This is a genomic window from Stenotrophomonas sp. NPDC077461 (assembly GCF_049545475.1).
GTDB lineage: Bacteria > Pseudomonadota > Gammaproteobacteria > Xanthomonadales > Xanthomonadaceae > Stenotrophomonas > Stenotrophomonas nematodicola.
On the sequence record NZ_JBMWDO010000001.1, the window covers coordinates 638480 to 658979 of the forward strand.

The following is a 20500-nucleotide window of genomic DNA, read 5'->3' on the forward strand; positions in this document are numbered from 1 at the left end:
GATCCGGACCCCGTGCGTCAGCTCTGCTTCTTTCGCGGCACGAATTCTCTCCGCCTCACGGGCGTCAGGTTGCCCAATGGACCGACGAAAGCGCTCACCGCCTTCCGTCCAGTCGAGGTAGGCCTTTGTGCCACGCCAGTAGAGTCGAACCTTTGCCATTCTTCCGCACCTTGGATCGCGGCGTAGAGCGCCGCCTTCTCGTACAACTGCTTTCCCATGAAGCGCCGGGGTGTCAGTCCGTAGTTCAGGGCGTTTTTGCGGAACTGGCTGTTGGAAACGCCGCAGTAATGCGCGGCTTCCTCGACCGTCAACCAGTCCTTGCCCGACAGGTCGACCTTCTCAGCCGCGCCCATAGGAACCTCCGGTCCACCAGCCCGGCGGGGAGGGCGGGGTCATGCCGAAGTCCAGCTGCACGACGTTGTCTCCTGCCGGCGCTGCGATCGTGGGCATGACCTTCCGGGCACTGCGAGCAGGGCGGTTGATGCGCCGCCACTCCGCAATTGCCGCGTTGGGCTCTGCGTGCTTGCTGGTCGCCCTGCAACGGCATTCGACCAGGTGCCCGCCGCCTGCGGCGAGGCAGCGCAGATCGTAGATGTGGCGCGCGCTGTGACCGGCGGCGCATGCCGGCAGCCCCTCGGGGTGGCTGATGTGTCGCTGGGTCATGCAGGTTCTCCCATATGGCCCTGCAAGCGGGGGAAGTTGGGCTTTGCGGGTGCGATGGAGAGGGGCGGGCTGGCGCACTTAGACAGCGGGCACGGGCGTCTAGGTGACGAAGGCCGGCGGACATGGCACGATTTCAGGCAGGGGAAGGATCGAGTTCGTGTATGCCGGGTCGAGTTGAAGTTAATGGATTTGGGCTGGTCGTAAGCGCGGTAGATCGCGGGAACCACTGGCAGGGGGTGGTGCATATTTTTGGTCCTGACAAAACGCACCTCAGATCGATAGAAACGGCTGGCCGCCACCCGAACATGGGGGAAGCCGAGGCGGTGGCCTCGCGGCTCGGCACCAGCTTCGTACAGGCTTTGCTGTACGGAGCTGATTAGCTGGCTCGGGACGGTTCGGGCCAGGCTCATAGGTCCAGGCAAGCGGGGAGGCGTGCGCAGGCTAGGATGTGAAGTGCGGTGTGGATGGATCGCGATGGATTCATCACGGTCGGAAAAGCGTCGAGGCCTAGGATCGGGGCTATGAAGAACCCCTACACGGAACTGGGTACAGACGCCCTGTGGTGGACCGCTCAGGGCCGCGCGAGCGAATTGCTGCCCATAGCCCAGAGACCGGGCTGGCCGTCCAGGGGCTGCATTGCTCCAACCCGTCGCAGCAAGAAGGAACAGATCGCCTACGCGGCCGACACCGGCAACCTGCTCCTTGCTTTGGCGCTGAAGCTGAGGGTCGGGCATGAGAACCGCAGCGGGCAGACAAAGAGCGTCTAGACGGCGATGCTGGGCGCTGGCTCCTTCCCGCAGCACGCGCGCTGTGTGCCTGGACTGAGTAGCGGGATCAGTCACCCGTCACCTCCGCGCGCTTGAACTCAATGACCCATACCCAGGGGTTGCTGTCCCAGTCGCCGCCGGTGTCGTTCCAGAGGTCGCGGAACTGGATGCGCAGCTCGTCGGCGGCATCGGCCACCTTGAACCTGGTGGTGATGCCTTCCGCGAGGCAGTCCTGCGTGCTGATCGCCTGGATCCGCTCCACGCGGACGGCGGTGATCTCCAGCACCAGGCGGCAGGCCCAGCGTGGCATGTGGATGCTGGGGCGCCAGCGGCCCGGGCCGCAGCGATCGAATCCCTCGCGGTAGTAGGCGATCTCGCCGCCCATTGGGGAAATGGTCGTGGGCAGTCCACTCCAAGGGCCCCAGCGCTCACCGTCTGCGCGGTGCTGGCCGTGCGTGGGGAAGATGGCGTGCGCCTCCCGCACCCACAGCCGGTCGCCGGGCTGGCCGAAGGGGCACAGGTCGTTGCCCGGGCTGGCGACGTACTCGGGCGTGAATTGAGCCTTGCCGAGCCAGTCCAGCGCGTGGCCCTTCACCACGCGGCGGGTCTGCGTCTTCTGGCCGGCCAGGATGGCGCGCACCATCGCGCCGTTGAACAAGATGGGACGCTCGCGCATCAGCGGGGCTCCTTCGGCAGTAGGGTGGGGCCACGGCGCAGCGGCTTCACTGCGGCTTGGGTGGCGGTGGTGTGGCCGGGGCAGCCACCGCCGGCATAGTCGAAGCCGGCGCAGGGCGCGCCCATCGGGAGCACCGAGCGGCCTGCGGCCAAGTTATCCAGCAGCGCGTCTTTCGCTTCGTCGGCGGTGAGCCAGCGGCCGGTCGCGGCGTTCTTGAAGAGGCTGCCCAGCTCGCGCTTGCTGAAATTTCGGATGGCGCCGCGCATGCTGAGGTGCACGTGGAAGGTCGTGTTAGCCATTGCCCACCCCCGGCGCTGCATCAATGGCGGGAACGAGAGGGATGCTGAAGCAGCTCGGGCCGTGCTCTTCGATGGTGGCTTTCTCGCGCGCTGTGATGGCGCGGTCGCCGCCGTCCCACCACATGGGTGCAGTTGCCGGGATGTGGCATTTGTCAGTCGTCATGGCGGGCTTCCCTTCGCGTGGTCTTTGATGCGATCGATGAGGTAGGTGGTTTTGGTCCGCCACTTGGCGCGGTCCAGCGGGTTCATGTGCTTCGTGAGGTACTGGAGCTTTTCCAGCGGCTCGATCAGCCACGTCAGGGAGAAGGGCGTGTCCGAGCGGTGGTCGCGGATCGGTACGTACGGTCTGCAGTCCGGCCCGGCGATCCATTCGGTTTCACCGCACTCCAGGCATTCGCCCTGGCCGTTGCTACCGGCCGGCCACCGGTGGTCCTTGTGCTTGCCGGCCGGCGGGTGCAGATAGAGCGCGCGAATTTCCAAGTTCCTGCGCCGCCAGCGCATGACGTCGGCCGTTTCGGCCAGTTGCCAGGGCTCGGTGGTGTAGCGCGGCCTGCACTCGTATCGGATCGGCGTCTGCGTGCCGTACAGCTGGGTCATGAACGTTTGCACCCAGAGCTGCACAACGTCTGCCGGCACCGGTTCGCCTGCGGCGCCGGCGCGGCGCATGTCGCGCACGGTCGAGGCCACGGTCGGCGCCTCAGCCATCGCGACCGCGCCTCCACGCGTCGGGCACCTGGCTGGCGCAGAGCAGGGCGCCCATGAGCATGTAGACGCCGGTGTCGTTGATGCCCGCCCAGTGCATGGCGCCGGCGACGGCCGCGAGCAGGGCGCAGAGCAGCACCAGGACAGCGGTGCGCCAGTGGCGGATCAGTGCGCGCATCGGATCTGCTCCATGAGGCGTGCGAACTGCTCTTCCTGGCGGCGCAGCGCCCAGTGGAGGCTGGCCCACGCGCCGGTGGCGAAACCCAGCACCAGGCCGAAGGAGAAGTCGAGGGCGTTCATGCGGCGTCGCCTCCGTTGCTGCGCGCTGCGCGGGCGAGGGTGCGGGTCATGTCGGACACCGCGCGGCCTGCGCTCTTGCGGCCGTCGATCACCTCGCGGCGGGCCAGCGCGGCGGCACGGGCGATGTGATGCGCGGCGTAGCCCATGCGCTTGGCGGCGATGGCTACCGCCAAGCCGGCGCCGTTGGCGCGGGCTGAGTTGTCGATGGGGAACTGCAGCACGACGGCGCTCATGCGGCACCGCCTTTGACGCTCGCCAACTCCGCGCGCAGCTCGGCGATGCGGTGACGATCCTTCGCCGCGTCCCCTTGGTAGCCAGCGGCGACGCGCGCAGATGCGGCGCGGTTCGGATTGCGAGGGTTGTTGGCCCGGCGCTCGAAATGCCGAGCCCGGCGGCTGGCGCCGCGCTCCATCAGCAGGCACCAGGCGAGGTCATTCCGCAGGCGCTGAACATCGACAGGGGCGCTCATGCCGCCACCTGCTGGGTGCTGCGCGGCGGCGTCTTCGGCTTCGGTGACGGAGAGGTAGACGCGGCCAGCGGCGCCGACGTACATGGCGACCTTGCCGGTTACGGATTGGGCTTGGACCTGGACGGGTCCGGTAGAGGTTCTGAGGGCAAGGATGGCCATGCTTGATCTCCTGCGCCGCGCCCCAGGATGGGGAGAATGTTGGGCGGCAGAGAGAAGTTAGCCAACGGCTATTGAATTGTCAATAGCCAAAAGCTAATCGGTCATGGCTTTTTATAGCCCTCACTTGGTGCGGGCCCCGAATTTTGGAGAAGAGTCTGTTTGCTAAGATCCTGCAACCGCGAGCTAAAGCAATGTGCAGGGAAGGGATGTTCAGCGATTACATGCTTTTTATCGACGAAAGCGGAGATCATGGCCTCGACTCTATCGATCGCCACTACCCCGTTTTCGTCTTGTGCGGCGTCCTTGTTGAAAAGGACGAATATGTCGGCACCTTGTCGCCCGCTCTGAGCCGCTTAAAGCTCAAGCATTGGGGGCATACAGAGGTGATTCTTCATGAGCGTGAGATCCGAAAGCCAAGCGGCCCGTTCTCCTTCCTGCAAATTGCGGAGCAGCGGGACGCGTTCCATCAAGAGGTTGCGGAGATCTTTCACCAGGGCGAGTTCCAGCTGATTTATAGCGTCATCCACAAGGAGCGCTACATTCAACGCTACGCCGCTCCGCGCAATCCGTATGAGCTTTCGATGAGCTTCGTGCTCGAACGCGCATTCCTTGAGCTGAATGAGAGGGGGCATGGGGCGCGCCGCACGACAGTGATCGTGGAATGCCGAGGTAGGAAAGAAGATGCCCAGTTGAAGGTTGCGTTTGAGCAGATCGTAAGTGGAAACAACGCTTGCCGCCGGGCGCTACCGTTCGATCTATTGATGGTTCCCAAGTCCGCCAACTCGGCAGGCCTTCAGATCGCGGACCTCGCGGCCCGACCGCTTGGAGCGCATGTACTGCGTCCTGAACAGCAAAGCAGAGCATACGGCGCGATTCGGGCACGAATTAGGCGCTCGCCTACCGGAGCTGTAAGGGGCTTCGGGGTTAAGGTGAGCCCTTAAAAGCGAAGGGCCCCAACGAGTGGGGCCCAGCGCCGACCGGATATTTCCAGTCCGACTTGCGCGAAGGGTAGCGACGACCAGTCCAAATTGCAAGTGTCTAACTGGGCCGGGATTCAGGTCGGTTAGAACTTCCTAAGTCCCGCGTGAATCAGAGCCTTGCCCAAGATGCTCACATCGCCGGGATCCGGCCGATACGGGGGGAAGTCCGTGTTGACGCTCACCACGTAAAGGCCGTCCCCGCGCTTCTGCAGCATCTTGATCTGCGTCTCGCCGCCGATGTTGATCAGGTAGTAGTCGTCGCCGTCGAAGTAGTCGCAGCTGGTATCGATCCAGACAATGTCGCCGTCCTCGAGCTTTGGGCGCATTGACGGCCCTCGTCCGGTGATGATCTGGATCCGACCAGCTTGGGGCAGATAGCCTAGCTTCCGGCGGACCTCCCATTCGGCGACCTCGATGGTCTTCACTACTTCAGGGTAGTCCTGGTTGACCATCCCTACGCCCATCCCTGCACCCCCTTCAAACAAGTCGAAGCGAACATAGCCGGGTGGTGTCTCAGTCTCTGCGACCCGTGCGACTGGCATATCGGCTCCATCATGCTGCGTGTCCATCCAACCGGCCGGGAGCGAGAGGGCGGTTTCGATGGCCCGCGCCGTTCCGCCAGACATGACCCGCGGCTTGCCGGTGCTCGCGTTGCGGCTTCGGTTTACCCACTGGCTGACTTGGGCCGGATTCTTGATGCCAGCAGCGTCGGCGAAGTGCCGCTGACCGCCCTTGGACGCGATCAGGGCGAGGAGGTTCTCGTGGCGGATATCGTCAATTGGTCGCATCTCCTCATTGGATAGCGAATGGCTATTCAAGCCAACGAGCTTGTGGCTATTGTAACGACAATAGCCATAGGCTAATGTTGGTGACATGGACCTACTCACCTACATCTCCGACATGAATCGCCGCGTCGCGCTTGCCGAGGCGTGTGGAACCAGTCCTGATTATCTGTGGCAGATCGCAACCCGATGGCGGGGGAAGCGGCCCAGCCCCGAGCTCGCCGCATCGATCGAGCGCGAAACCGAACGTCTTGGGCCGGAACAGGTCCCCAAGGAGCCAATGATCTTTGGCCCGGCCGCACGGAGTCCGCGCGCGGCGATCAACACCCAGGTCGACAGTCGAATGAGTAAGCGCGCGCTGCGCGCCCGGCTGGGCCTGTCCACCGACGCTCACCTCGCGAAGGTGCTGCAGCTGCCGGTTGAGCAGGTGGCGGCCTGGCCGGAAGAGCAGGGCGTTCCGGCCCTCCCGCAGGTGATGAAGCTGCTCGGGGTGCAGGAGCAGGCACCGGCCGTCGCTGCTCCCGAAGACCCCGACGCAGGCCGAATCGATCTCGACGTCCACGCCGCCTAACTGGCCGTCCCTGGCCTTCGTCCCTGAATTGATTTCGTCCATAGCGCAAATGGTGCGCCACCCGGGCCCGGCCCGAAACCTTGAAACACCCGTCTTCCCAAGGTGACCCATGACCTGCCGTACTTCCTCCATTAACTGGCTCGACTGCCTCTACAACGCCGTCCGCAAGACGCCGGGCGGTGTGATCGAGGCCGCCAAGTGGCTGACCGACCGCCGCGGCAAGTCCATGCACCCCGAGACGCTGCGCGCCAAGCTCAACGGCACGGAAGGTGAGTCGGTGACCATCGAGATTGCCGAGCTGCTGACCGAGTGGATGCAGCAGAAGGCTGGTGGCGGCGACTACGCCCTGGAATGGATGCGGGCTCTGGCCGGGCAGTTCGGCATGGCCGTGGATCTGGTGCCGCCAGCGCCTGAGGGCGGTTGGGCCGACGAGATCGGGGCGGTGCAGCTCAAGCTGCTGGAGATCACCACGCGGGTGGGGCGCCTCACCGGCACGGCCGTGGATGCGATGGAAGACCGCCGGATCGACAGCGACGAGGCCGCGCTCATGGTCAGCGAGGCGCGCGCGCTGCGCACGATGGCGCACCGCCTGGAGCGCAACGTTGCGCGCGCTGCAGGGAAGGGGAGGGCGACCCGATGAACCACCCGGCGCGTGCTACCGATGTGGGCACCAGCCACGGGGCTGCCCTCCACCTCATCGCCAGCGGTCAGCAGGCCATCCAGCAGGACCGTGCCGCGAAGGCGGTCCAACAGTGCCCCGGACTGACGAGCATGGAACTGGCGCGCGCGACGGGCCACGACCGCTACATGCTGGCCCGCCGCCTCCCTGAGTTGCTGGAGAGCGGACGCGCGTGGCGCGGCCCGAAGAAGGCGTGCGAGGTCAGCGGCCGCAGCGCCTGCACCTGGTGGCCGGTGGCCCCCGGCGAGAACTTGGCGTTGGTGATCTGACGATGAGTTTTGAAGCATTCGCCTGGGCGGCCAGACAACGCGTCACCAGCACGCAGAAACTGGTTCTGCTCATGCTGGCCGAGCGCCACAACAAAGACACCGGGCAGTGCCGCCCCAGTCACGACACGCTGGCTGACGACTGTGGGTTGTCGCGCCGTTCGGTCATTGATCAGATCCAGAAGCTGGCACAGGCCGGCTACATCACGATCCTCGCGCGAGCGAACGGCAACGTGAAGCTGGCGAATCAGTACCTGCTCAACTTCCATTTCGGCATCCAAGCGAAGCCGAAGGCGCCGGACCATGACCCATATCTGGTGGTGAACGACGTTCACCACGGGGTAGTGCAGCAGATTCCTCCAGTGGTGAACGACGTTCACCAGGGTGGTGCACCAGTTGCACATAAACCAGGAAGAGAACCAGTAACAGAACCTAAGAGCAGGAAGAAGCGCGCAAGCGCGCCTGCTGAACACGCGGGAGATCTGGACTTCTCGACTTGGCCTGCCCAACCGTCCCCCCAAGTGCTGGCCGACTGGCTGCAGCTTCGCCGCAAGCGCCGCGCCCCGGTCACACCGACTGTGCTGGAGAGCTTCGGCGCCGAGCTGCACCTGGCCGGCGCCTTGGGCTTCACCGTCGATGACTGTCTCCGCAAGTGCTGCAACCGCAACTGGCAGGGCTTCGAGGCCGCCTGGCTCGAACGCGAGCTGACCACCACCAACCGTTCCACTGGAGGCACCCATGCAATCCGTCGCGAATCTCCTGCCGAGCGTGTCCTCCGCCATGCCATCGATGGCGAGCGCGCCGATGCCACGCGCGGCCCTGTCCTCGACAGTGACGCGCACGCTGTGGGTCCGAATGGCTGAGATCTACGGCGGCCGCTGGACCGGCAGCTACGGCGACAATCCGAATGAGGGTGCCGCGCTGACATGGGCAAAGGGGCTGTCCGGCCTGACCGGTGAGCAGCTGGCTGTGGGGATCAGTGCCTGTATCACCTGCGCCGACCCTTGGCCTCCGACACTGCCTGAGTTTCGCCTCCGCTGCTTGGGCGTGCCGGCCTTCGCTGCGGTGCGGGCCGACGCCGGTAAGCAGGACGGCTTCACCCGGCTGGTATGGCAGTACCTCGACGGCCACCGCTACCGCATGGCGAGCTCGGACATGGCCGACCGCTTGCTGCGCGAAGCGTACGACCAGGCCCGCGAACACGTGATGCGCGGCGGGGCGCTGCCGGATGCACCGGCTGCAGAGCTTGAGCACGAGGTCCGCGAGCAGGTGCCGGCCAGCCGCGAGCAGGTGCAGCAGCACTTGGCAGAGATCGCCCGCGAGCTACACCTGTCGGGGGCAGAGGTCGAGGCGATGGGGGCGTCCGGGCTGATGGACGCCGGCGCCGGTGCAGCAGGGGCTGCCTGATGCGTGCGTTGCGGACCCAGCTGGACATCTTCGAACACGACCCGGCACGACTGGCCAAGGCCAACCGTGTGGCTGCCGAGACCGCGCTGCGCGACGTGCAGTTCAGTGCGGCCGAGCGTCAGGAGCGCCACGACTACTACCTGGGCGAGGCGCTGCGGCTTGAAGCGCTGGCCCGCCAATGCCAACCCGCGCCGGCCCGTCGCCGCCGCACCACCAGACAGACAGGAGCAACACCACGATGAAGCCGCTGGTCATCTACCACGCAAACTGCGCCGACGGGTTCACCGCGGCATGGGCCGTCCGCCAGGCGATGGACGCCGAGTTCCACCCCGGCGTTTACGGGGAGGCGCCGCCAGAGGTTGCCGGCCGGGACGTGATCCTGGTGGACTTCTGCTACCCGTTCGACGTCCTGATGCAGCTGGGCCTGTCCGCCCGTTCGGTGCTGGTGTTGGACCACCACAAGTCGGCCGAAGCCAGCCTGACGTCGGGAAACTGCTACGTCGGTCAGGCCGGGCTGGCGCGGGTTGTTCGCCTCGACAGCCTGCCGGATGCGCGGGCGGCGTGGGACTACTACTCGGCCAACGCCAGTGTCGGCAGCGGCATCGTGTGCGCGCTCTTCGACATGAGCCGCAGCGGCGCCGGCATTGCGTGGGACTTCTTCCACCCTGCCAAGGCACGGCCGGCGTTCCTCGATCACGTCGAGGACCGCGACCTGTGGCGCTTTGCCCTGCAGCACACACGCGAGATCTGCGCGACGGTCCACAGTCACTCGTACACGTTCCAGGCGTGGGACGCGCTGGCCGGCGAGACGACCTACTCGCTGTACCAGCAGGGGCTGGTGCTGGAGCGGGCCAGGGCAAAGGACGTGGCCGAGCAGGTCGCGCTGTCGCGGCGGGAGCTGGTGATCGGGAACTACCGCGTGCCGGCGGCGAGCATCCCGCGCGCGCTGGTGAGCGAGGCCGGCCACCTCATGGGCAAGGGCCGGCCGTTCGCCGCCTGCTACTACGACACTGCCTCCGGCCGCGTGTTCAGCCTGCGCTCCACGCCGGACGCGGTGGACGTGAGCGAGGTGGCGGCGCTGTACGGCGGTGGTGGGCATGCGCGCGCTGCAGGGTTCACGGTCCCGCGTGACCACGAGCTGGCGAGGGCCTGATGGACTTCAACGCCTACAGCACCCGCAGCAGGTTCGCCGCCGAGATCAACGCCGGTTACTCGGCCCGGCTCAGCGGTCGGCGCTTGAGCGACAACCCGCACCTGGTATGGATCGAGTGCGAGACCGAGGACGGCGCCAACCGCCGGGCGGGTGCTCTGAGCGAGAAGGCGCAAGCCTGGCAGCACGGCTGGCGGCTGGCCGACCAGGCCGCGCGCTGATGTGGTCCAAGGCGCCGCCGCCGACCGCAGCCGAGGCAGCCCGTATCGAGGCGTCCAAGGTGGGACCGTGCATGGCCTGCCTGTCGCTGGTCGCCCAGGAGCTGCTGGCGCCGCCGCTGGTGGTCTATGGCTGCGACTACAACCACGCCAAGAGCGGGAACCTGCGGCGCGGCCACGCGTTCGGGTACGCCCTGTGCACCTGGCACCACCGACGGCACCCGCTGGGCGGGAACAGCTTCGCGACGATGCGCGAGACCTACGGCCCGAGCCTGATGGACGGCTCGCGGACCTTCCACGAGACGTATGGCACCGACGACGAGCTGATCGCACAGCAGACGTTCGTCAACGAACAGAGGCAGGCAGCATGAGCGATACAACGACCTACGCCGAGCAGGTGCGCGCGGCATTGGCAAAAGCACCTGCGGACGGATGCAGCTACGCGGAGCTTTACGAACTGCTCGCGGCAGCCGGAATGCCTGCGAAGGAGAACCGTGACCGCGTCATCTCGATTCTGCGCTACCTGGTCGCGCGTAATTACGTCGCGAGGGTGGGTGTTGCCGGGACAGCCCGTTTCAGTTTGACCGGGAAGGCGATGGAGAAGCCCCGCCTCAACGAGGCGCAGCAAGCCGAGCGGAGGAGGGAGAAAGGTCGGCGCCGCGCGGCGCGGCGGAAGGTACGACTGGAGCGCTTTCGGTCCGAGCCGGTTGCGGCGCTCGGCGCACGCGCGGCGCTGATCCCCAAGCCGGCACGGAAGGCAGCAGGTCCGTCCGTCCTGGGGGAGACCGTTGCGGAGTTCGTGGCGCGCGGTGGCCGGGTGCAGCGGCTGTCGGCGAGTTGGGAGCAGACGGACCCCCAGAGGCGGGTCGAGGTCACGGCCGTGGTTGCGGATTACCGACGGATCCTGCGCGGGGGGTAGGTCGCGAGTGGTGCGACGGAAGGGCGGCAAGCTGGCTGGATGGACCTGACCTGCTACGACGACAAGGCGCTGGAGCTGCTGAGCAGCATCCAGCAAGACATAGCCGCGATGCGCTGGGCCAGGGCTTGGAATGCCCCGGCCCAGAGGCAGCAGGCAGAGCAGGCACTGCGCCGAGCACGCGCGCTGCGCCGTGAAATCAATCGACGAGAGCGAACAAGGGGAAAGGCATGAAAAACGTTCGTGAGCTGCTGTCCAGCCGGACGGGGCCAAAGGCCATGAGCTTTGACGGAAACACGGGTGGTCCGTCCACCGAGGATATCCTTACTGCGCTCGCCTTCGTGCCAGATGGACTGGGGCGTGAGCTGTTGGAGGCACTGTGGTGGCCGGAGAGCGGTCAGCGCCGACGTGAGCAGCTGCGCCAGGCGGTCATCGCCCTAGTGGCGCCTGAATTCACCCGGCAGATGCACACACTTGCCGATGCCCGCACTGACTATGGTATTGCCAAGGCCAGCATGGGCTGGGGCGGCGCCCAGATCACGGACGCGCAGCGTCGCCAGCTACGCAGGACGGAGGAAGCCCTGGAGGGAGCGCGAGCTGTGACATGGCCGAACAACACGATGGAGCAGCTTGGCGTACTGGCCGGGGCGGTGATTGCTGAAATGGCTGGGGCCTCAGAGTGCGCGCGCTGCGGTGGCAGGAAGGTCGTACTGGATGCGGCCATTGCGGGTGTCGTCCGCTGCGCAGACTGCGGGGGAAGTGGCTTTGAGCCGCTCAGTGGCCGCAAGCGGGCAAATGCAATCGGCGCCGACTGTTCGGCGTACAGCCGCTTCTGGCGACCGGTCTACGAATGGATGCTGTACCACTTCCGAGAGTCTGAATCGCGCGCTGCAAGTAGGCTTAGCAGGGCGCTGTCGAAGGCCGCGTAACGATGACTTCCTAGGTCATCGCAAAAGGGGGCAATCTTGCCACCATCCAATCGCAAGCCCCGGCCAAGCCGGGGCTTTTTCTTTGCCCGCGTCCCAGCCGGATCAACCCTCGTGCCCAGCCGGCGCAGGGGCGGGCACCTATGCCGGAGTTCCACTAATGTCACAGCTGCCGCTGCCGATGACACCCGCGCAGTGCTTGGTACACGTGGTCGTGCCGGCGCTCGCCCTGCTGGGAGCCGAACGCTACGACTCGCCCGAGGCGCGCGTAGAACTGCTGGCCATTGCTGGCCAGGAATCTGCCTTGGCCCACCGCCGTCAAGTCAAAGGCCCGGCCCGTGGCCTGTGGCAGTTCGAGCAGGGTGGCGTGCGCGGGGTGCTGAACCACCCCTCGACCCGCGCCGCTGCTGCCGCGCTGTGCAACGCCCGGGGCGTCGCTGCGACGCCCGCTGCGGTGCATGCACAGCTGGAATATGACGACATCCTGGCCGCAGGCTTCGCCCGCCTGCTGCTGTTCACCCTGCCGAAGCGCCTACCGGCCATTGGCAACGTGTCCGTGGCCTGGGCGCAGTACCTGGACGCCTGGAGGCCGGGTAAGCCGCACATTGACCGTTGGCCGAAGCACTACGCCGCTGCCATGAAGGCGATCGGATGATGGGCGAGGACACTGCGCCCTGGTGGCTTGCTGGCAGCGCGGTCGCGTTGTGGCTGGTGCGCGAGACGTGGGGTTCGGTCCTGTCTCGCCGAAAAGAGCGAACCGAAACTGATGCAAACGTGGACCTGCTCAACGGCTTGGTCCAGCGGGTTAAGTCGCTGGAGGACTCGCAAGCCGCCATCACGGTGCAGTTGGCCGAAGAGATGTCGCTGCGCCGGGCTGCGCAGGAAGAAGCCCACAAGCTGCGCCTGCGCGTGCTGACGCTGGAGAGCGCCATGCGCCAGGTCGGCGCTGTAATCCCTCCGGAGCCTGCCTGATGAACCGAACCGGTATCGCAGTTGCGGCTTTCGTCGTCTGGTCCGCCGTCATGTTCGGCCTTGGCTGGGCCTGGCGTGCCGACCGGGCAGAAGGCAGTGAAGCCGAACAGCGCGCTGCTGGCGCCGAGGCAGTGACGGACCAAGTGAACCAGGTCCGTGCCGCCGAACACCAGCAGGCCCAAGACCTGGCCACCATCGGAGCGAAGCATGAAGAAGACCGCACTGCGGCCGCGACCGTCCCTGCCACTGTTGTGGCTGACCTGCGCGCTGGCCGTCTCCAGCTGCGCGACGACCTCGCCACCTGTAGTACCAGCCTCCTGTCCCAAGCCGTCGCCGGCGCCGTCGAACGTGATGCGCACGCCGAACTACGAGCAGAGGTTGCGGGAGCTGCTGTTCAAGTCGGCCGGGACGCCGACGACCACGTCCTCGCCAGCCAAGAAGTGATCGAGGCTGACCGTCAACCGGTGACGAAATGAACCGCCGAGTGCTCGCCCTGGGCCGGCTGAAGACCGGCGAGATGAACAAGACCGAGGCCGCCTATGCCGAGCGGCTGCGCGCGCTCCAGGCGGCGGGCGAGGTTCAGTGGCACCGGTTCGAGGGCATGAAGCTTCGGCTGGCCGACAACACGTTCTACACGCCGGACTTCGCGGTCATGGCTGCCGATGGAGTCATGGAGTGCCACGAGGTGAAGGGTCACTGGCAAGACGATGCCAGGGCGAAGATCAAAATTGCCGCCGCAATGTACCCCTTCCGCTTCATTGCGGTGAAGGTCCGGCGCAAGCGCGACGGTGGCGGCTGGGACGTGGAGGAGTTCTGATGCGCATCACCGTGATGGCATCCATCCGCATGCGGTGGTGGCTGCGTTGCTACCTCGCCGCGGTGGTGTGGTGCGCCCGGGCAACGGGCGTTGGGCCGAACTGGGACCGGGTCGAGACGTGGATACGCCGCGGCCTGGTACTGCAAACGACGAAGGTGAGTGATGGACGCTCCACGGATTGAAGAGTTGGCGGCTGCACTGTCCGCTGAGCAGGTGGCTCGCGCTGGTGCTGACGCTGCCCTGGCGGCGCTCATTGAGGGCAGCACCGACGGCCGCATCGACCGCCTGGTCGGGATTATTGAGCAGCAAGGCAAGCAGATCGCCGAGCTGGCGTTGCATGTGGGCTTGCTCGTGCAGTCGGTGGCGCAGCTGCTCGGCGAGGAGGCCGGCGCACCATTGCAGGATGAAGGTGCCGAGCCTGCACGTAACGACCTGGACGGGATCCCTTACTGATGCCCACCCGGCCACCGCAGCACCGAGCGGCCGGCTGGCGCCCCTACAAGGAGACCAGCGCCCAGGTCCACAGGAGGCAAGCACGCCGTGCGCTGCCCACCAACTCGTCGCTGTGGCGCCGAATACGTGGGGTGGTACTGGCCCGTGAGCCGCTGTGCAGATGCTGTGCTGCGCAGGGGAGGGCGCGCGCAGCGACTGAGGTCGACCATATCGACGGGGACGACGGCAACCACGCTGACGGCAACCTGCAGCCGCTGTGCCGACCGTGCCATAGCGCGAAGACGGCGCGAGAGAACGGCGGGTTCGGAAGGAATGGCGACCAAACCAGCGAAGCTGAATGAGTTGCTAGTTATCCACAGAAAGCTGAACGAAAAGGGGGGGAGGGGCAAAGTTGAGGCCTCTCCTCGGCCGATACGCGCGCCCCCCTTTTTTCGCGCATCCGCAGAATTTGAATTTCAGGATTTGGAGGTCCGATGGCCCGCCACCGACAGCCGAGGGAGCTGGCCGAGCTGAAAGGCGCGCCCAAGAAAGACCCCCAGCGCTACAGGAAGGAAACGCCCACGACGGGCAAGTCATTGGGCAAGGTGCCCTCCCATCTTCCGGCGCAGATCGCGGAGGTGTGGAAGGAGCTGGAGAAGTGCGCCCTCCCGGGGGTACTCACCAGCGCCGACCGCTTCATCATGGAAGTTGCGTCCTCGCTGCTTTCCGAGTTCCGTGCCAACCGCGGCGAGTTCGTCGCGGCCAAGTACTCCCACCTGATCGGCTGTCTGGCGCGGCTGGGGTTGACCCCGGCCGACCGCCAGAAGCTGGGGACCGAGAAGACCCCGGAGGGCAACCCATTCGACGAGTTCTGATCCATGACGCCGACCGAATCAGCCAAGGCCTACGCCAAGGGCGTGACGGCAGGGAAGATCATCGCCGGCGAGTACATCCGGTTGGCGTGCCAGCGGTTCCTCGATGACCTGAAGCGCAAGGGGGCTGACTGGCCATACAAGTACGACGCCGACAGGGCCGACCGTGCGGTGCGCTTCATGGAGAAGATGCCGCACACCAAGGGCAAATGGGCGGCGCAGAAAAAGCTCCTGGTGTTGGAGCCCTGGCAACGCTTCATCGAGTGCAACCTGTTCGGTTGGGTCCACAAGAAGACCGGTCACAGGCGGTTCCGCAGGTCCTACGAGGAGATTGCGCGCAAGAACGGAAAATCGCTCCGCCTGGCTGCGCGCGGCCTGTACCTGTTCTGCGCTGATGGTGAGGCCGGCGCCGAGGTGTACTCGGGCGCCACCAGCGAAAAGCAGGCATACGAAGTATTTCGCCCGGCCTGGCAGATGGTGCAGAAGCTGCCGGCGTTGCGCTCTCGGTTCGGCATCGAACAGGCCGGCAACCCGAAGAACCCGGGCCCGCTCTTCGTCATGGAGGACATGTCGAAGTTCGAGACAATGATCGGCAAGCCTGGCGACGGCTCCAGCCCACACGCGGCCTTGGTGGACGAGTACCACGAGCACGACGACGACCACATGGTCGACGCGATGGAAACCGGTATGGGCGCGCGCGAGCAGCCCCTGCTGTCGATCATCACGACGGCGGGGACCAACCTTTCCGGCCCGTGCTTCGAGATGCGGAGCGATGCAATCCGCATCCTGCGCAGCGAGGTGACCGACGAGACAGTGTTCGCTGCTATCTACTGCCTCGATGAGGGAGATCGCTGGGACGATCCCGAAGTGCTGCGAAAGGCCAACCCGAACTTCGGGGTCTCGGTATTTGAGCAGTTCCTGGTGGACATGCTGGCTAAGGCAAAGCGCTCTGCCAGCAAGCAAAGTGCGTACCGCACCAAGCACCTGAACGACTGGGTGGGTGCCAAGTTGGCATGGATGAACATGCTCGCCTGGCAGCGGCAGAAACGTCGGTTTGAGATCTCGGACTTTGCTGGATGCCCCTGCTGGGTCGGTGTCGATCTGGCCTCGAAGCTGGACGTAGCTGCGGTGGTGCTGCTGTTCGAGAAGGGCGACAGCTTCTACGCCATTCCGCGCTTCTACGTCCCCGAGTCTGCGGTGGAAGAAAACGAGAAGTACCAGCAGTTCCTGCTGGATGAGCTGATCGTGGCCACGCCGGGAAACATGACCGACTACGCCTTCATTGAGGAAGAGCTGAAGGAGATTGCGGCACAGGGCATTGATGTGCAGGACATTGCCTTCGACCCAGCCCAGGCCGCTTACCTGATGACCCGCCTAGAGCAGGAGAGTCTGCCGGTTGTCGAGATGGCGCAGTCCGTGCGCAACCTGTCAGAGCCGATGAAGGAAGTGGAAGCGCTGATCCTGTCGCGCCGCCTGTGGCACGACGGTAACGCGGCGATGACCTGGATGATGGGCAATGTCGTGGCGAGGGTGGACGCCAAGGAGCACGTCTATCCACGCAAGGAAAAGATGGAAAACAAGATCGATGGCGCGGTGGCGCTAATTATGGCTATGGGCCGCGCCATGCAGGCGCGGGACACTGGCACAACCCAACAAGGCTTCGTGGTGATCGAATAATGTTCGGACTATTCGAGAAGAACCGGCGGGCCGATGCCCGCGACCGTATCGAGCCGACGATCAGCAACCTGGTCGACGGCGAGGTGATCCAATCCTCCGGCATGGGCATGTTCGAGGTGTTCGGGAATCCGACGACGGCCTCCGGTGCTGTCGTCAGCCCGGAATCAGCGATGCGGGTCTCGGCGGTGTTCGCTTCCGTCTCTCTGCTGGCCGGCGCGATCGCGCAGCTGCCGCTTCCTGTTTTTGAGCGGGTGGACGGGCACCGCACGCGGGCTGAGCACGATTACTGGTGGCTGCTGAACGAGCAGTTTTCCTCCGGTTGGTCGAGTGCAGCTGGCTGGGAGTTCATCGTAGGCCAGATGCTGCTGCGCGGCGATGGCGTGGTGTATATGACGCGCAACCGCGCCGGCGTGGCGACCGGACTGATTCCCTGGCCCCGTGACAGGGTGATGATCCTCAAGCAGGAGAAGACCAGCCCACGGGAACCGACGCGCCTGCAGTACACGTTCCACGACGCGGACGGGTACTTCACCGTGGACCAGGACGACGTGCTTCATTTCCCCGGGTTTGGTTTCAATGGCGTGCACGGCATGTCGGTAATCCAATGGGGGGCGCGGAATGGCATCGGTATCGCTATCCAGGGCGATGAGCACGCCGGCAAGTTCTTCAGCGAGGGTGGCAAGCCGGAAGTGGCTATCCGCACGCCGAACAAGATGACCACGGCACAGCAGGACGATTTCCGCGACGCCTGGGTCAAGAAGTATGGCGGCGTGCAGGGCAATCGCCGCATTCCGCTGGTCCTCACCGAGGGGCTGGAGGTACACGAGCTGACCATGTCAGCGGTCGACCAGCAGCTGCTGGAGTCCCGGCAGTGGCAGGTGATCGACGTGGCCCGTGCATTCGGTGTGCCCCCACACATGATCGGTGAAACCACCAAGGCGACCAGCTGGGGCAGTGGCATCGAAAGTATGGGCACCGGCTTCGTGAAGTTCACGCTGGGGCCGCACCTGAAGCGCATCAAGGATGAGTTGAACCGCAAGCTGTTCCGAACGCCGCGCTACTTCGTTGAGCACAACGTGGACATGTTTATGGCCGGCGACTCGAAGACGCAGGGGGAGTACTTCAGCAAGGCGCTGGGTGGCCCTGGCACGCAAGGCTGGATGGTCGTCAACGAAGTCCGCCGCCTCAAGAACCTGCCTCCCATCGAGGGTGGCGACAAGCTCTACCAGCCGAACAGCCAGCCGCCGCCGGCGAAGCCTGGTGGCGATGACCCTGAAAGGAACCCTGAAGATGCCGATTCCTAAGCTGCTGCAGCTGGCCAAGAACAACGCCGGCCAGTCCAAGCCCATCCGGGCGGAGACCGAGGGCAAGGAGGCCACGATCTACCTGCACGGCGTCATCGGCGGGTGGTGGGGCGATATTGACGAGACGATGTTTGCCCAAGCAATGGCCGGCATCGACGCGGACGTGATCCATCTGCGCATCGACTCGCCGGGCGGTGACGTGTTTGCGGCCCGATCGATGATGACGGCCATCGCGCAACATAAGGCGACCGTGATTGCCCACGTGGATGGACTGGCGGCCTCGGCTGCCACCGGCATCTGCATGGCCTGCGACGAGGTGGAAATCAGCCAGGGCGCCGGCTTCATGATCCACAACGCCTGGACGGTTGCTATCGGCAACAAGGCCGATATGACCAAGGCCGGTGAGCTGCTGGCGAAGATCGATACCGGGCTGGCCGGCGATTACACCCGCCGCACTGGCAAGGATGAGACGCAGATCGTCCAGTGGATGGACGAAGAGACCTGGTTCACGGCCGACGAAGCCAAGGAACACGGTTTCGTCGACCGCGTGGTAGAGGTCGTCGGCAAGAGGAAGGCATCCAACACCTGGGATCTGTCCGCTTACGAGAATGCCCCGGCTGCGTTGGCCAACCGTACCCCCGTACCCGACGACGGCGCCGCCGTCGCCCACAAGGCCAACCTGTCACGCCGTCTGGCGCTGCTGGAACGCTCCGCTGCGTAAGCGACTCCCGCCCGCAGTTCATCCCGACCGCCGAAAGGCGGTTTTTTTTGACAAAAGGAAATAGCCCATGCCCTTCAACATTCAGGCCGAGCGGGAGCGCCGCACCGCGCTGGCAATGGACACCCGCAACCTGCTGGACACCAGCACCGGCGACGGCAACAAGTGGACGCCGGAGAACCAGGCCAAGTACGACGAGAACGTGGCCGAGATCGAGCGCATCGACGCGGCGATCGAGCGCCATCAGAAGGTGATGGACATTACGGCCGACGAAGCGCTGCGCGATCAGGGCGTGCGCGAGCACGCCGCCGGAAACCGCGGTGGCCAGGAGCCGACCAACGAGATGCGTCTGTTCGACCGCTGGGCACGTGGCGGCGACAACGCCCTGAGCGCCGAGGACTGGAAGCAGGTCAATGCAGCCATGTCGGGCAACCCGGCCGTCAATCCCGAGCAGGGGGGCTATACGGTGCCCACCAGTTTGGCCGCGCAAATCCTGGAAGCCCTCAAGGCTTTCGGCGGCATGCGTCAGGTGGCTGACGTGTTCAGCACCGCCGGTGGCGAGCCGATGCAGTACCCGACCAGCGACGGCACCTCGGAGGAGGGCGAGATCGTGGCCGAGAATCAGTCGGCCACGGATCAGGACGTGTCGTTCGGCACCAAGGGGCTGCAGGTCTACAAGTTCAGCTCCAAGGTGGTCACCGTGCCGTGGGAGCTGCTGCAGGACAGCACGGCCGATATCGCCGGCTTCATTGAGCGTCGCCTGCAGACCCGTCTGGGCCGCATCACCAACCGCCATTACACCCTGGGTACGGGCAACGGTCAGCCGATGGGCCTGATCACTGCCGCCTCGGTTGGCAAGATCGGTGCCGTGTCGGCCCTGCCGGGCATCACCTACGATGACCTGGTCGACTTGGAGCACAGCATCGATCCGGCGTACCGCCAGCTGGCGAAGTGGATGCTCCACGACGACATGCTCAAGCTGGTGCGCAAGGTCAAGGACGACCAGGGCCGCCCGATCTTCGTTCCGGGCTACGAGCAGGGCAACCCCGGCGGCGCGCCGGATCGCCTGCTGAACCGTGATATCAACATCAATCAGCACGTGCCCGCGCCGGCTCCGGGGGCCAAGTCGATCGCGTTCGGCGATTTCAGTTACTACAAGATCCGCGACGTGATGGCGCTGACGCTGTTCCGCTTCAACGATTCGGCCTACATCAAGAAGGCGCAGGTGGGCTTCATGGCCTGGATGCGCTCGGGCGGCAACCTGATCGACGTGGGCGGTGCGGTGAAGACCTTCCAGCACGGCGCTGCGGCGTAATCGCCCTGGCCCACCAATGAGGGGCGCCCATCTCGGGCGCCCCTTGGAGAACGACATGGCTAAACCCAAGAACACCCATACCTCCGCCCCGTTGGTGGGGGGGGCCGAAGCCGGTGCTTCCGAGGATGACACCGGCGCGCCCTTGACGGCAGCGGGCGCGGAGGTCAGCGAACCGGCGACCCAAGGGGCTGCGGCCGACGATGACGCGGCCGCGAGCGCTTCGCCTTCCAGTGCCGCCGCTGACGGCGGGGATGGTCAAGTCGATCCGGACACCTCGCCGACTCCGGTCGACACGCTGGCTGGCACCGGTGAAACCGTCGAGGTGCTGGTGCTGAGCGACAACCACCTGGGCAAGGTCGGTCAAGTGATCGAGGTCGATGCGGCCCACGTCGAGGCGCTGCGCCTTGGCGGGCTGATCGACCCCCATCCCAATGCAATCAAGGCCGCCGGCCCGCAGGAGTAG

Annotated in this window: 37 protein-coding genes; 26 read left to right on the forward strand and 11 right to left on the reverse strand. The window is 65.4% G+C overall.

The genetic code is table 11. The annotated features are described in order from the left end of the window. Positions 1–17: 17 nt before the first annotated feature. Together ACPEH8_RS03040 and ACPEH8_RS03045 are read right to left on the reverse strand one after the other, a co-directional pair. The gene (locus ACPEH8_RS03040) at positions 18–353 is read right to left on the reverse strand and encodes a hypothetical protein (protein WP_423665977.1); all 336 of its coding nucleotides are present in this window, start codon (positions 351–353) and stop codon (positions 18–20) included. Beyond that, complete coding sequence (locus ACPEH8_RS03045) at positions 340–663, reverse strand: hypothetical protein (RefSeq protein WP_423665979.1); 324 nt, start codon at positions 661–663, stop codon at positions 340–342. The genes ACPEH8_RS03040 and ACPEH8_RS03045 overlap by 14 nt, the downstream gene beginning before the upstream one ends. A gap of 521 nt (positions 664–1184) precedes the next feature. On the opposite strand from ACPEH8_RS03045, the gene ACPEH8_RS03050 reads away from it, so the two are divergent. Continuing rightward, positions 1185–1430 (forward strand): hypothetical protein, encoded by a 246-nt coding sequence (locus ACPEH8_RS03050; protein WP_423665981.1) that lies wholly within the window; start codon positions 1185–1187, stop codon positions 1428–1430. Between the two features lie 67 nt (positions 1431–1497). Here ACPEH8_RS03050 and ACPEH8_RS03055 read toward each other — a convergent pair whose 3' ends face one another. Genes ACPEH8_RS03055 through ACPEH8_RS03090 form a run of 8 tightly spaced genes read right to left on the reverse strand, consistent with a single transcriptional unit; the run spans position 1498 to position 4035 of the window. Beyond that, positions 1498–2106 (reverse strand): hypothetical protein, encoded by a 609-nt coding sequence (locus tag ACPEH8_RS03055; protein ID WP_423665983.1) that lies wholly within the window; start codon positions 2104–2106, stop codon positions 1498–1500. Next, on the reverse strand, positions 2106–2405 hold the full coding sequence (locus tag ACPEH8_RS03060) for a hypothetical protein (RefSeq protein ID WP_423665985.1): 300 nt from the start codon (positions 2403–2405) through the stop codon (positions 2106–2108). Before ACPEH8_RS03060 ends, ACPEH8_RS03055 begins: the two co-directional genes overlap by 1 nt. Then, the gene (locus tag ACPEH8_RS03065; protein ID WP_154081145.1) at positions 2398–2568 is read right to left on the reverse strand and encodes a hypothetical protein; all 171 of its coding nucleotides are present in this window, start codon (positions 2566–2568) and stop codon (positions 2398–2400) included. Before ACPEH8_RS03065 ends, ACPEH8_RS03060 begins: the two co-directional genes overlap by 8 nt. Further along, positions 2565–3110 (reverse strand): hypothetical protein, encoded by a 546-nt coding sequence (locus ACPEH8_RS03070; protein WP_423665987.1) that lies wholly within the window; start codon positions 3108–3110, stop codon positions 2565–2567. Before ACPEH8_RS03070 ends, ACPEH8_RS03065 begins: the two co-directional genes overlap by 4 nt. Continuing rightward, the gene (locus tag ACPEH8_RS03075; RefSeq protein ID WP_423665989.1) at positions 3103–3285 is read right to left on the reverse strand and encodes a hypothetical protein; all 183 of its coding nucleotides are present in this window, start codon (positions 3283–3285) and stop codon (positions 3103–3105) included. The genes ACPEH8_RS03070 and ACPEH8_RS03075 overlap by 8 nt, the downstream gene beginning before the upstream one ends. Beyond that, positions 3273–3407 (reverse strand): hypothetical protein, encoded by a 135-nt coding sequence (locus ACPEH8_RS03080; RefSeq protein ID WP_423665991.1) that lies wholly within the window; start codon positions 3405–3407, stop codon positions 3273–3275. Before ACPEH8_RS03080 ends, ACPEH8_RS03075 begins: the two co-directional genes overlap by 13 nt. Beyond that, positions 3404–3640: a hypothetical protein gene (locus ACPEH8_RS03085; protein ID WP_423665993.1), complete on the reverse strand. Its 237-nt coding sequence runs from the start codon at positions 3638–3640 to the stop codon at positions 3404–3406. Before ACPEH8_RS03085 ends, ACPEH8_RS03080 begins: the two co-directional genes overlap by 4 nt. Then, complete coding sequence (locus ACPEH8_RS03090) at positions 3637–4035, reverse strand: hypothetical protein (protein WP_423665995.1); 399 nt, start codon at positions 4033–4035, stop codon at positions 3637–3639. The genes ACPEH8_RS03085 and ACPEH8_RS03090 overlap by 4 nt, the downstream gene beginning before the upstream one ends. Before the next feature lie 206 nt (positions 4036–4241). On the opposite strand from ACPEH8_RS03090, the gene ACPEH8_RS03095 reads away from it, so the two are divergent. Continuing rightward, positions 4242–4976: a DUF3800 domain-containing protein gene (locus ACPEH8_RS03095; protein WP_165699757.1), complete on the forward strand. Its 735-nt coding sequence runs from the start codon at positions 4242–4244 to the stop codon at positions 4974–4976. A 122-nt stretch (positions 4977–5098) separates the two neighbouring features. Here ACPEH8_RS03095 and ACPEH8_RS03100 read toward each other — a convergent pair whose 3' ends face one another. Beyond that, positions 5099–5890, reverse strand: a complete 792-nt coding sequence (locus ACPEH8_RS03100) for a S24 family peptidase (RefSeq protein ID WP_229296438.1) — start codon at positions 5888–5890, stop codon at positions 5099–5101. On the opposite strand from ACPEH8_RS03100, the gene ACPEH8_RS03105 reads away from it, so the two are divergent. From ACPEH8_RS03105 to ACPEH8_RS03220, 24 genes are all read left to right on the forward strand, one after another. Next, positions 5889–6368, forward strand: coding sequence for a hypothetical protein (locus ACPEH8_RS03105; protein WP_153164356.1), 480 nt, complete (start codon positions 5889–5891; stop codon positions 6366–6368). The genes ACPEH8_RS03100 and ACPEH8_RS03105 overlap by 2 nt on opposite strands. A 109-nt stretch (positions 6369–6477) precedes the next feature. Further along, positions 6478–7008, forward strand: a complete 531-nt coding sequence (locus ACPEH8_RS03110; RefSeq protein WP_153164355.1) for a hypothetical protein — start codon at positions 6478–6480, stop codon at positions 7006–7008. Continuing rightward, positions 7005–7316: a winged helix-turn-helix domain-containing protein gene (locus ACPEH8_RS03115; RefSeq protein WP_423665997.1), complete on the forward strand. Its 312-nt coding sequence runs from the start codon at positions 7005–7007 to the stop codon at positions 7314–7316. The genes ACPEH8_RS03110 and ACPEH8_RS03115 overlap by 4 nt, the downstream gene beginning before the upstream one ends. A 2-nt stretch (positions 7317–7318) precedes the next feature. Continuing rightward, positions 7319–8176, forward strand: coding sequence for a helix-turn-helix domain-containing protein (locus ACPEH8_RS03120; RefSeq protein WP_423665999.1), 858 nt, complete (start codon positions 7319–7321; stop codon positions 8174–8176). Then, entirely contained in the window at positions 8169–8720 is a 552-nt protein-coding gene (locus ACPEH8_RS03125; protein ID WP_229296437.1) for a hypothetical protein, read from the forward strand. Before ACPEH8_RS03120 ends, ACPEH8_RS03125 begins: the two co-directional genes overlap by 8 nt. Then, positions 8720–8962 carry a hypothetical protein gene (locus ACPEH8_RS03130; protein WP_423666001.1) on the forward strand — a complete coding sequence of 81 codons (243 nt, stop codon included), beginning with the start codon at positions 8720–8722 and terminating at the stop codon, positions 8960–8962. Before ACPEH8_RS03125 ends, ACPEH8_RS03130 begins: the two co-directional genes overlap by 1 nt. Continuing rightward, positions 8959–9873, forward strand: coding sequence for a hypothetical protein (locus ACPEH8_RS03135; RefSeq protein WP_423666003.1), 915 nt, complete (start codon positions 8959–8961; stop codon positions 9871–9873). The genes ACPEH8_RS03130 and ACPEH8_RS03135 overlap by 4 nt, the downstream gene beginning before the upstream one ends. Further along, on the forward strand, positions 9873–10091 hold the full coding sequence (locus ACPEH8_RS03140) for a hypothetical protein (RefSeq protein WP_423666005.1): 219 nt from the start codon (positions 9873–9875) through the stop codon (positions 10089–10091). Before ACPEH8_RS03135 ends, ACPEH8_RS03140 begins: the two co-directional genes overlap by 1 nt. Continuing rightward, entirely contained in the window at positions 10091–10459 is a 369-nt protein-coding gene (locus ACPEH8_RS03145; RefSeq protein ID WP_136006269.1) for a Ref family recombination enhancement nuclease, read from the forward strand. Before ACPEH8_RS03140 ends, ACPEH8_RS03145 begins: the two co-directional genes overlap by 1 nt. Next, on the forward strand, positions 10456–11007 hold the full coding sequence (locus ACPEH8_RS03150) for a hypothetical protein (RefSeq protein WP_423666007.1): 552 nt from the start codon (positions 10456–10458) through the stop codon (positions 11005–11007). Before ACPEH8_RS03145 ends, ACPEH8_RS03150 begins: the two co-directional genes overlap by 4 nt. Positions 11008–11234: 227 nt before the next feature. Further along, entirely contained in the window at positions 11235–11933 is a 699-nt protein-coding gene (locus tag ACPEH8_RS03155) for a hypothetical protein (RefSeq protein ID WP_423666009.1), read from the forward strand. A 157-nt stretch (positions 11934–12090) separates the two neighbouring features. Further along, a complete protein-coding gene (locus tag ACPEH8_RS03160; protein WP_017355865.1) occupies positions 12091–12585 on the forward strand; it encodes a hypothetical protein in 495 nt (164 codons plus the stop codon). After that, positions 12582–12902: a hypothetical protein gene (locus ACPEH8_RS03165; protein WP_017355864.1), complete on the forward strand. Its 321-nt coding sequence runs from the start codon at positions 12582–12584 to the stop codon at positions 12900–12902. The genes ACPEH8_RS03160 and ACPEH8_RS03165 overlap by 4 nt, the downstream gene beginning before the upstream one ends. After that, entirely contained in the window at positions 12902–13378 is a 477-nt protein-coding gene (locus ACPEH8_RS03170) for a lysis system i-spanin subunit Rz (RefSeq protein ID WP_017355863.1), read from the forward strand. Before ACPEH8_RS03165 ends, ACPEH8_RS03170 begins: the two co-directional genes overlap by 1 nt. After that, positions 13375–13719: a hypothetical protein gene (locus tag ACPEH8_RS03175; protein WP_017355862.1), complete on the forward strand. Its 345-nt coding sequence runs from the start codon at positions 13375–13377 to the stop codon at positions 13717–13719. Before ACPEH8_RS03170 ends, ACPEH8_RS03175 begins: the two co-directional genes overlap by 4 nt. Next, positions 13719–13901 (forward strand): hypothetical protein, encoded by a 183-nt coding sequence (locus ACPEH8_RS03180; protein WP_136006275.1) that lies wholly within the window; start codon positions 13719–13721, stop codon positions 13899–13901. The genes ACPEH8_RS03175 and ACPEH8_RS03180 overlap by 1 nt, the downstream gene beginning before the upstream one ends. A gap of 4 nt (positions 13902–13905) precedes the next feature. Then, the gene (locus ACPEH8_RS03185; RefSeq protein ID WP_312710385.1) at positions 13906–14172 is read left to right on the forward strand and encodes a hypothetical protein; all 267 of its coding nucleotides are present in this window, start codon (positions 13906–13908) and stop codon (positions 14170–14172) included. Next, positions 14172–14513, forward strand: a complete 342-nt coding sequence (locus ACPEH8_RS03190) for an HNH endonuclease signature motif containing protein (protein WP_037591126.1) — start codon at positions 14172–14174, stop codon at positions 14511–14513. The genes ACPEH8_RS03185 and ACPEH8_RS03190 overlap by 1 nt, the downstream gene beginning before the upstream one ends. Positions 14514–14645: 132 nt before the next feature. Continuing rightward, the gene (locus ACPEH8_RS03195) at positions 14646–15026 is read left to right on the forward strand and encodes a hypothetical protein (RefSeq protein WP_017355859.1); all 381 of its coding nucleotides are present in this window, start codon (positions 14646–14648) and stop codon (positions 15024–15026) included. 3 nt (positions 15027–15029) lie between these two features. Continuing rightward, complete coding sequence (locus ACPEH8_RS03200; RefSeq protein ID WP_423666011.1) at positions 15030–16700, forward strand: terminase large subunit; 1671 nt, start codon at positions 15030–15032, stop codon at positions 16698–16700. Continuing rightward, positions 16700–18004, forward strand: a complete 1305-nt coding sequence (locus ACPEH8_RS03205) for a phage portal protein (protein ID WP_423666013.1) — start codon at positions 16700–16702, stop codon at positions 18002–18004. Before ACPEH8_RS03200 ends, ACPEH8_RS03205 begins: the two co-directional genes overlap by 1 nt. Further along, entirely contained in the window at positions 17967–18725 is a 759-nt protein-coding gene (locus ACPEH8_RS03210) for a head maturation protease, ClpP-related (protein ID WP_423666154.1), read from the forward strand. Before ACPEH8_RS03205 ends, ACPEH8_RS03210 begins: the two co-directional genes overlap by 38 nt. A gap of 67 nt (positions 18726–18792) precedes the next feature. Beyond that, the gene (locus ACPEH8_RS03215; RefSeq protein ID WP_423666015.1) at positions 18793–20037 is read left to right on the forward strand and encodes a phage major capsid protein; all 1245 of its coding nucleotides are present in this window, start codon (positions 18793–18795) and stop codon (positions 20035–20037) included. Positions 20038–20092: 55 nt separating this feature from the next. Next, on the forward strand, positions 20093–20500 hold the full coding sequence (locus ACPEH8_RS03220; RefSeq protein ID WP_423666017.1) for a hypothetical protein: 408 nt from the start codon (positions 20093–20095) through the stop codon (positions 20498–20500).

Excerpts from the sequence above, each read along its gene's own strand:
- ACPEH8_RS03040 (WP_423665977.1), bottom strand. The coding sequence starts at position 353 with ATGGGCGCGGCTGAGAAGGTCGACCTGTCGGGCAAGGACTGGTTGACG.
- ACPEH8_RS03045 (WP_423665979.1), bottom strand. The coding sequence starts at position 663 with ATGACCCAGCGACACATCAGCCACCCCGAGGGGCTGCCGGCATGCGCC.
- ACPEH8_RS03050 (WP_423665981.1), top strand. The coding sequence starts at position 1,185 with ATGAAGAACCCCTACACGGAACTGGGTACAGACGCCCTGTGGTGGACC.
- ACPEH8_RS03055 (WP_423665983.1), bottom strand. The coding sequence starts at position 2,106 with ATGCGCGAGCGTCCCATCTTGTTCAACGGCGCGATGGTGCGCGCCATC.
- ACPEH8_RS03060 (WP_423665985.1), bottom strand. The coding sequence starts at position 2,405 with ATGGCTAACACGACCTTCCACGTGCACCTCAGCATGCGCGGCGCCATC.
- ACPEH8_RS03065 (WP_154081145.1), bottom strand. The coding sequence starts at position 2,568 with ATGACGACTGACAAATGCCACATCCCGGCAACTGCACCCATGTGGTGG.
- ACPEH8_RS03070 (WP_423665987.1), bottom strand. The coding sequence starts at position 3,110 with ATGGCTGAGGCGCCGACCGTGGCCTCGACCGTGCGCGACATGCGCCGC.
- ACPEH8_RS03075 (WP_423665989.1), bottom strand. The coding sequence starts at position 3,285 with ATGCGCGCACTGATCCGCCACTGGCGCACCGCTGTCCTGGTGCTGCTC.
- ACPEH8_RS03080 (WP_423665991.1), bottom strand. The coding sequence starts at position 3,407 with ATGAACGCCCTCGACTTCTCCTTCGGCCTGGTGCTGGGTTTCGCCACC.
- ACPEH8_RS03085 (WP_423665993.1), bottom strand. The coding sequence starts at position 3,640 with ATGAGCGCCGTCGTGCTGCAGTTCCCCATCGACAACTCAGCCCGCGCC.
- ACPEH8_RS03090 (WP_423665995.1), bottom strand. The coding sequence starts at position 4,035 with ATGGCCATCCTTGCCCTCAGAACCTCTACCGGACCCGTCCAGGTCCAA.
- ACPEH8_RS03095 (WP_165699757.1), top strand. The coding sequence starts at position 4,242 with ATGTTCAGCGATTACATGCTTTTTATCGACGAAAGCGGAGATCATGGC.
- ACPEH8_RS03105 (WP_153164356.1), top strand. The coding sequence starts at position 5,889 with ATGGACCTACTCACCTACATCTCCGACATGAATCGCCGCGTCGCGCTT.
- ACPEH8_RS03100 (WP_229296438.1), bottom strand. The coding sequence starts at position 5,890 with ATGTCACCAACATTAGCCTATGGCTATTGTCGTTACAATAGCCACAAG.
- ACPEH8_RS03110 (WP_153164355.1), top strand. The coding sequence starts at position 6,478 with ATGACCTGCCGTACTTCCTCCATTAACTGGCTCGACTGCCTCTACAAC.
- ACPEH8_RS03115 (WP_423665997.1), top strand. The coding sequence starts at position 7,005 with ATGAACCACCCGGCGCGTGCTACCGATGTGGGCACCAGCCACGGGGCT.
- ACPEH8_RS03120 (WP_423665999.1), top strand. The coding sequence starts at position 7,319 with ATGAGTTTTGAAGCATTCGCCTGGGCGGCCAGACAACGCGTCACCAGC.
- ACPEH8_RS03125 (WP_229296437.1), top strand. The coding sequence starts at position 8,169 with ATGGCTGAGATCTACGGCGGCCGCTGGACCGGCAGCTACGGCGACAAT.
- ACPEH8_RS03130 (WP_423666001.1), top strand. The coding sequence starts at position 8,720 with ATGCGTGCGTTGCGGACCCAGCTGGACATCTTCGAACACGACCCGGCA.
- ACPEH8_RS03135 (WP_423666003.1), top strand. The coding sequence starts at position 8,959 with ATGAAGCCGCTGGTCATCTACCACGCAAACTGCGCCGACGGGTTCACC.
- ACPEH8_RS03140 (WP_423666005.1), top strand. The coding sequence starts at position 9,873 with ATGGACTTCAACGCCTACAGCACCCGCAGCAGGTTCGCCGCCGAGATC.
- ACPEH8_RS03145 (WP_136006269.1), top strand. The coding sequence starts at position 10,091 with ATGTGGTCCAAGGCGCCGCCGCCGACCGCAGCCGAGGCAGCCCGTATC.
- ACPEH8_RS03150 (WP_423666007.1), top strand. The coding sequence starts at position 10,456 with ATGAGCGATACAACGACCTACGCCGAGCAGGTGCGCGCGGCATTGGCA.
- ACPEH8_RS03155 (WP_423666009.1), top strand. The coding sequence starts at position 11,235 with ATGAAAAACGTTCGTGAGCTGCTGTCCAGCCGGACGGGGCCAAAGGCC.
- ACPEH8_RS03160 (WP_017355865.1), top strand. The coding sequence starts at position 12,091 with ATGTCACAGCTGCCGCTGCCGATGACACCCGCGCAGTGCTTGGTACAC.
- ACPEH8_RS03165 (WP_017355864.1), top strand. The coding sequence starts at position 12,582 with ATGATGGGCGAGGACACTGCGCCCTGGTGGCTTGCTGGCAGCGCGGTC.
- ACPEH8_RS03170 (WP_017355863.1), top strand. The coding sequence starts at position 12,902 with ATGAACCGAACCGGTATCGCAGTTGCGGCTTTCGTCGTCTGGTCCGCC.
- ACPEH8_RS03175 (WP_017355862.1), top strand. The coding sequence starts at position 13,375 with ATGAACCGCCGAGTGCTCGCCCTGGGCCGGCTGAAGACCGGCGAGATG.
- ACPEH8_RS03180 (WP_136006275.1), top strand. The coding sequence starts at position 13,719 with ATGCGCATCACCGTGATGGCATCCATCCGCATGCGGTGGTGGCTGCGT.
- ACPEH8_RS03190 (WP_037591126.1), top strand. The coding sequence starts at position 14,172 with ATGCCCACCCGGCCACCGCAGCACCGAGCGGCCGGCTGGCGCCCCTAC.
- ACPEH8_RS03195 (WP_017355859.1), top strand. The coding sequence starts at position 14,646 with ATGGCCCGCCACCGACAGCCGAGGGAGCTGGCCGAGCTGAAAGGCGCG.
- ACPEH8_RS03200 (WP_423666011.1), top strand. The coding sequence starts at position 15,030 with ATGACGCCGACCGAATCAGCCAAGGCCTACGCCAAGGGCGTGACGGCA.
- ACPEH8_RS03205 (WP_423666013.1), top strand. The coding sequence starts at position 16,700 with ATGTTCGGACTATTCGAGAAGAACCGGCGGGCCGATGCCCGCGACCGT.
- ACPEH8_RS03210 (WP_423666154.1), top strand. The coding sequence starts at position 17,967 with ATGACCCTGAAAGGAACCCTGAAGATGCCGATTCCTAAGCTGCTGCAG.
- ACPEH8_RS03215 (WP_423666015.1), top strand. The coding sequence starts at position 18,793 with ATGCCCTTCAACATTCAGGCCGAGCGGGAGCGCCGCACCGCGCTGGCA.
- ACPEH8_RS03220 (WP_423666017.1), top strand. The coding sequence starts at position 20,093 with ATGGCTAAACCCAAGAACACCCATACCTCCGCCCCGTTGGTGGGGGGG.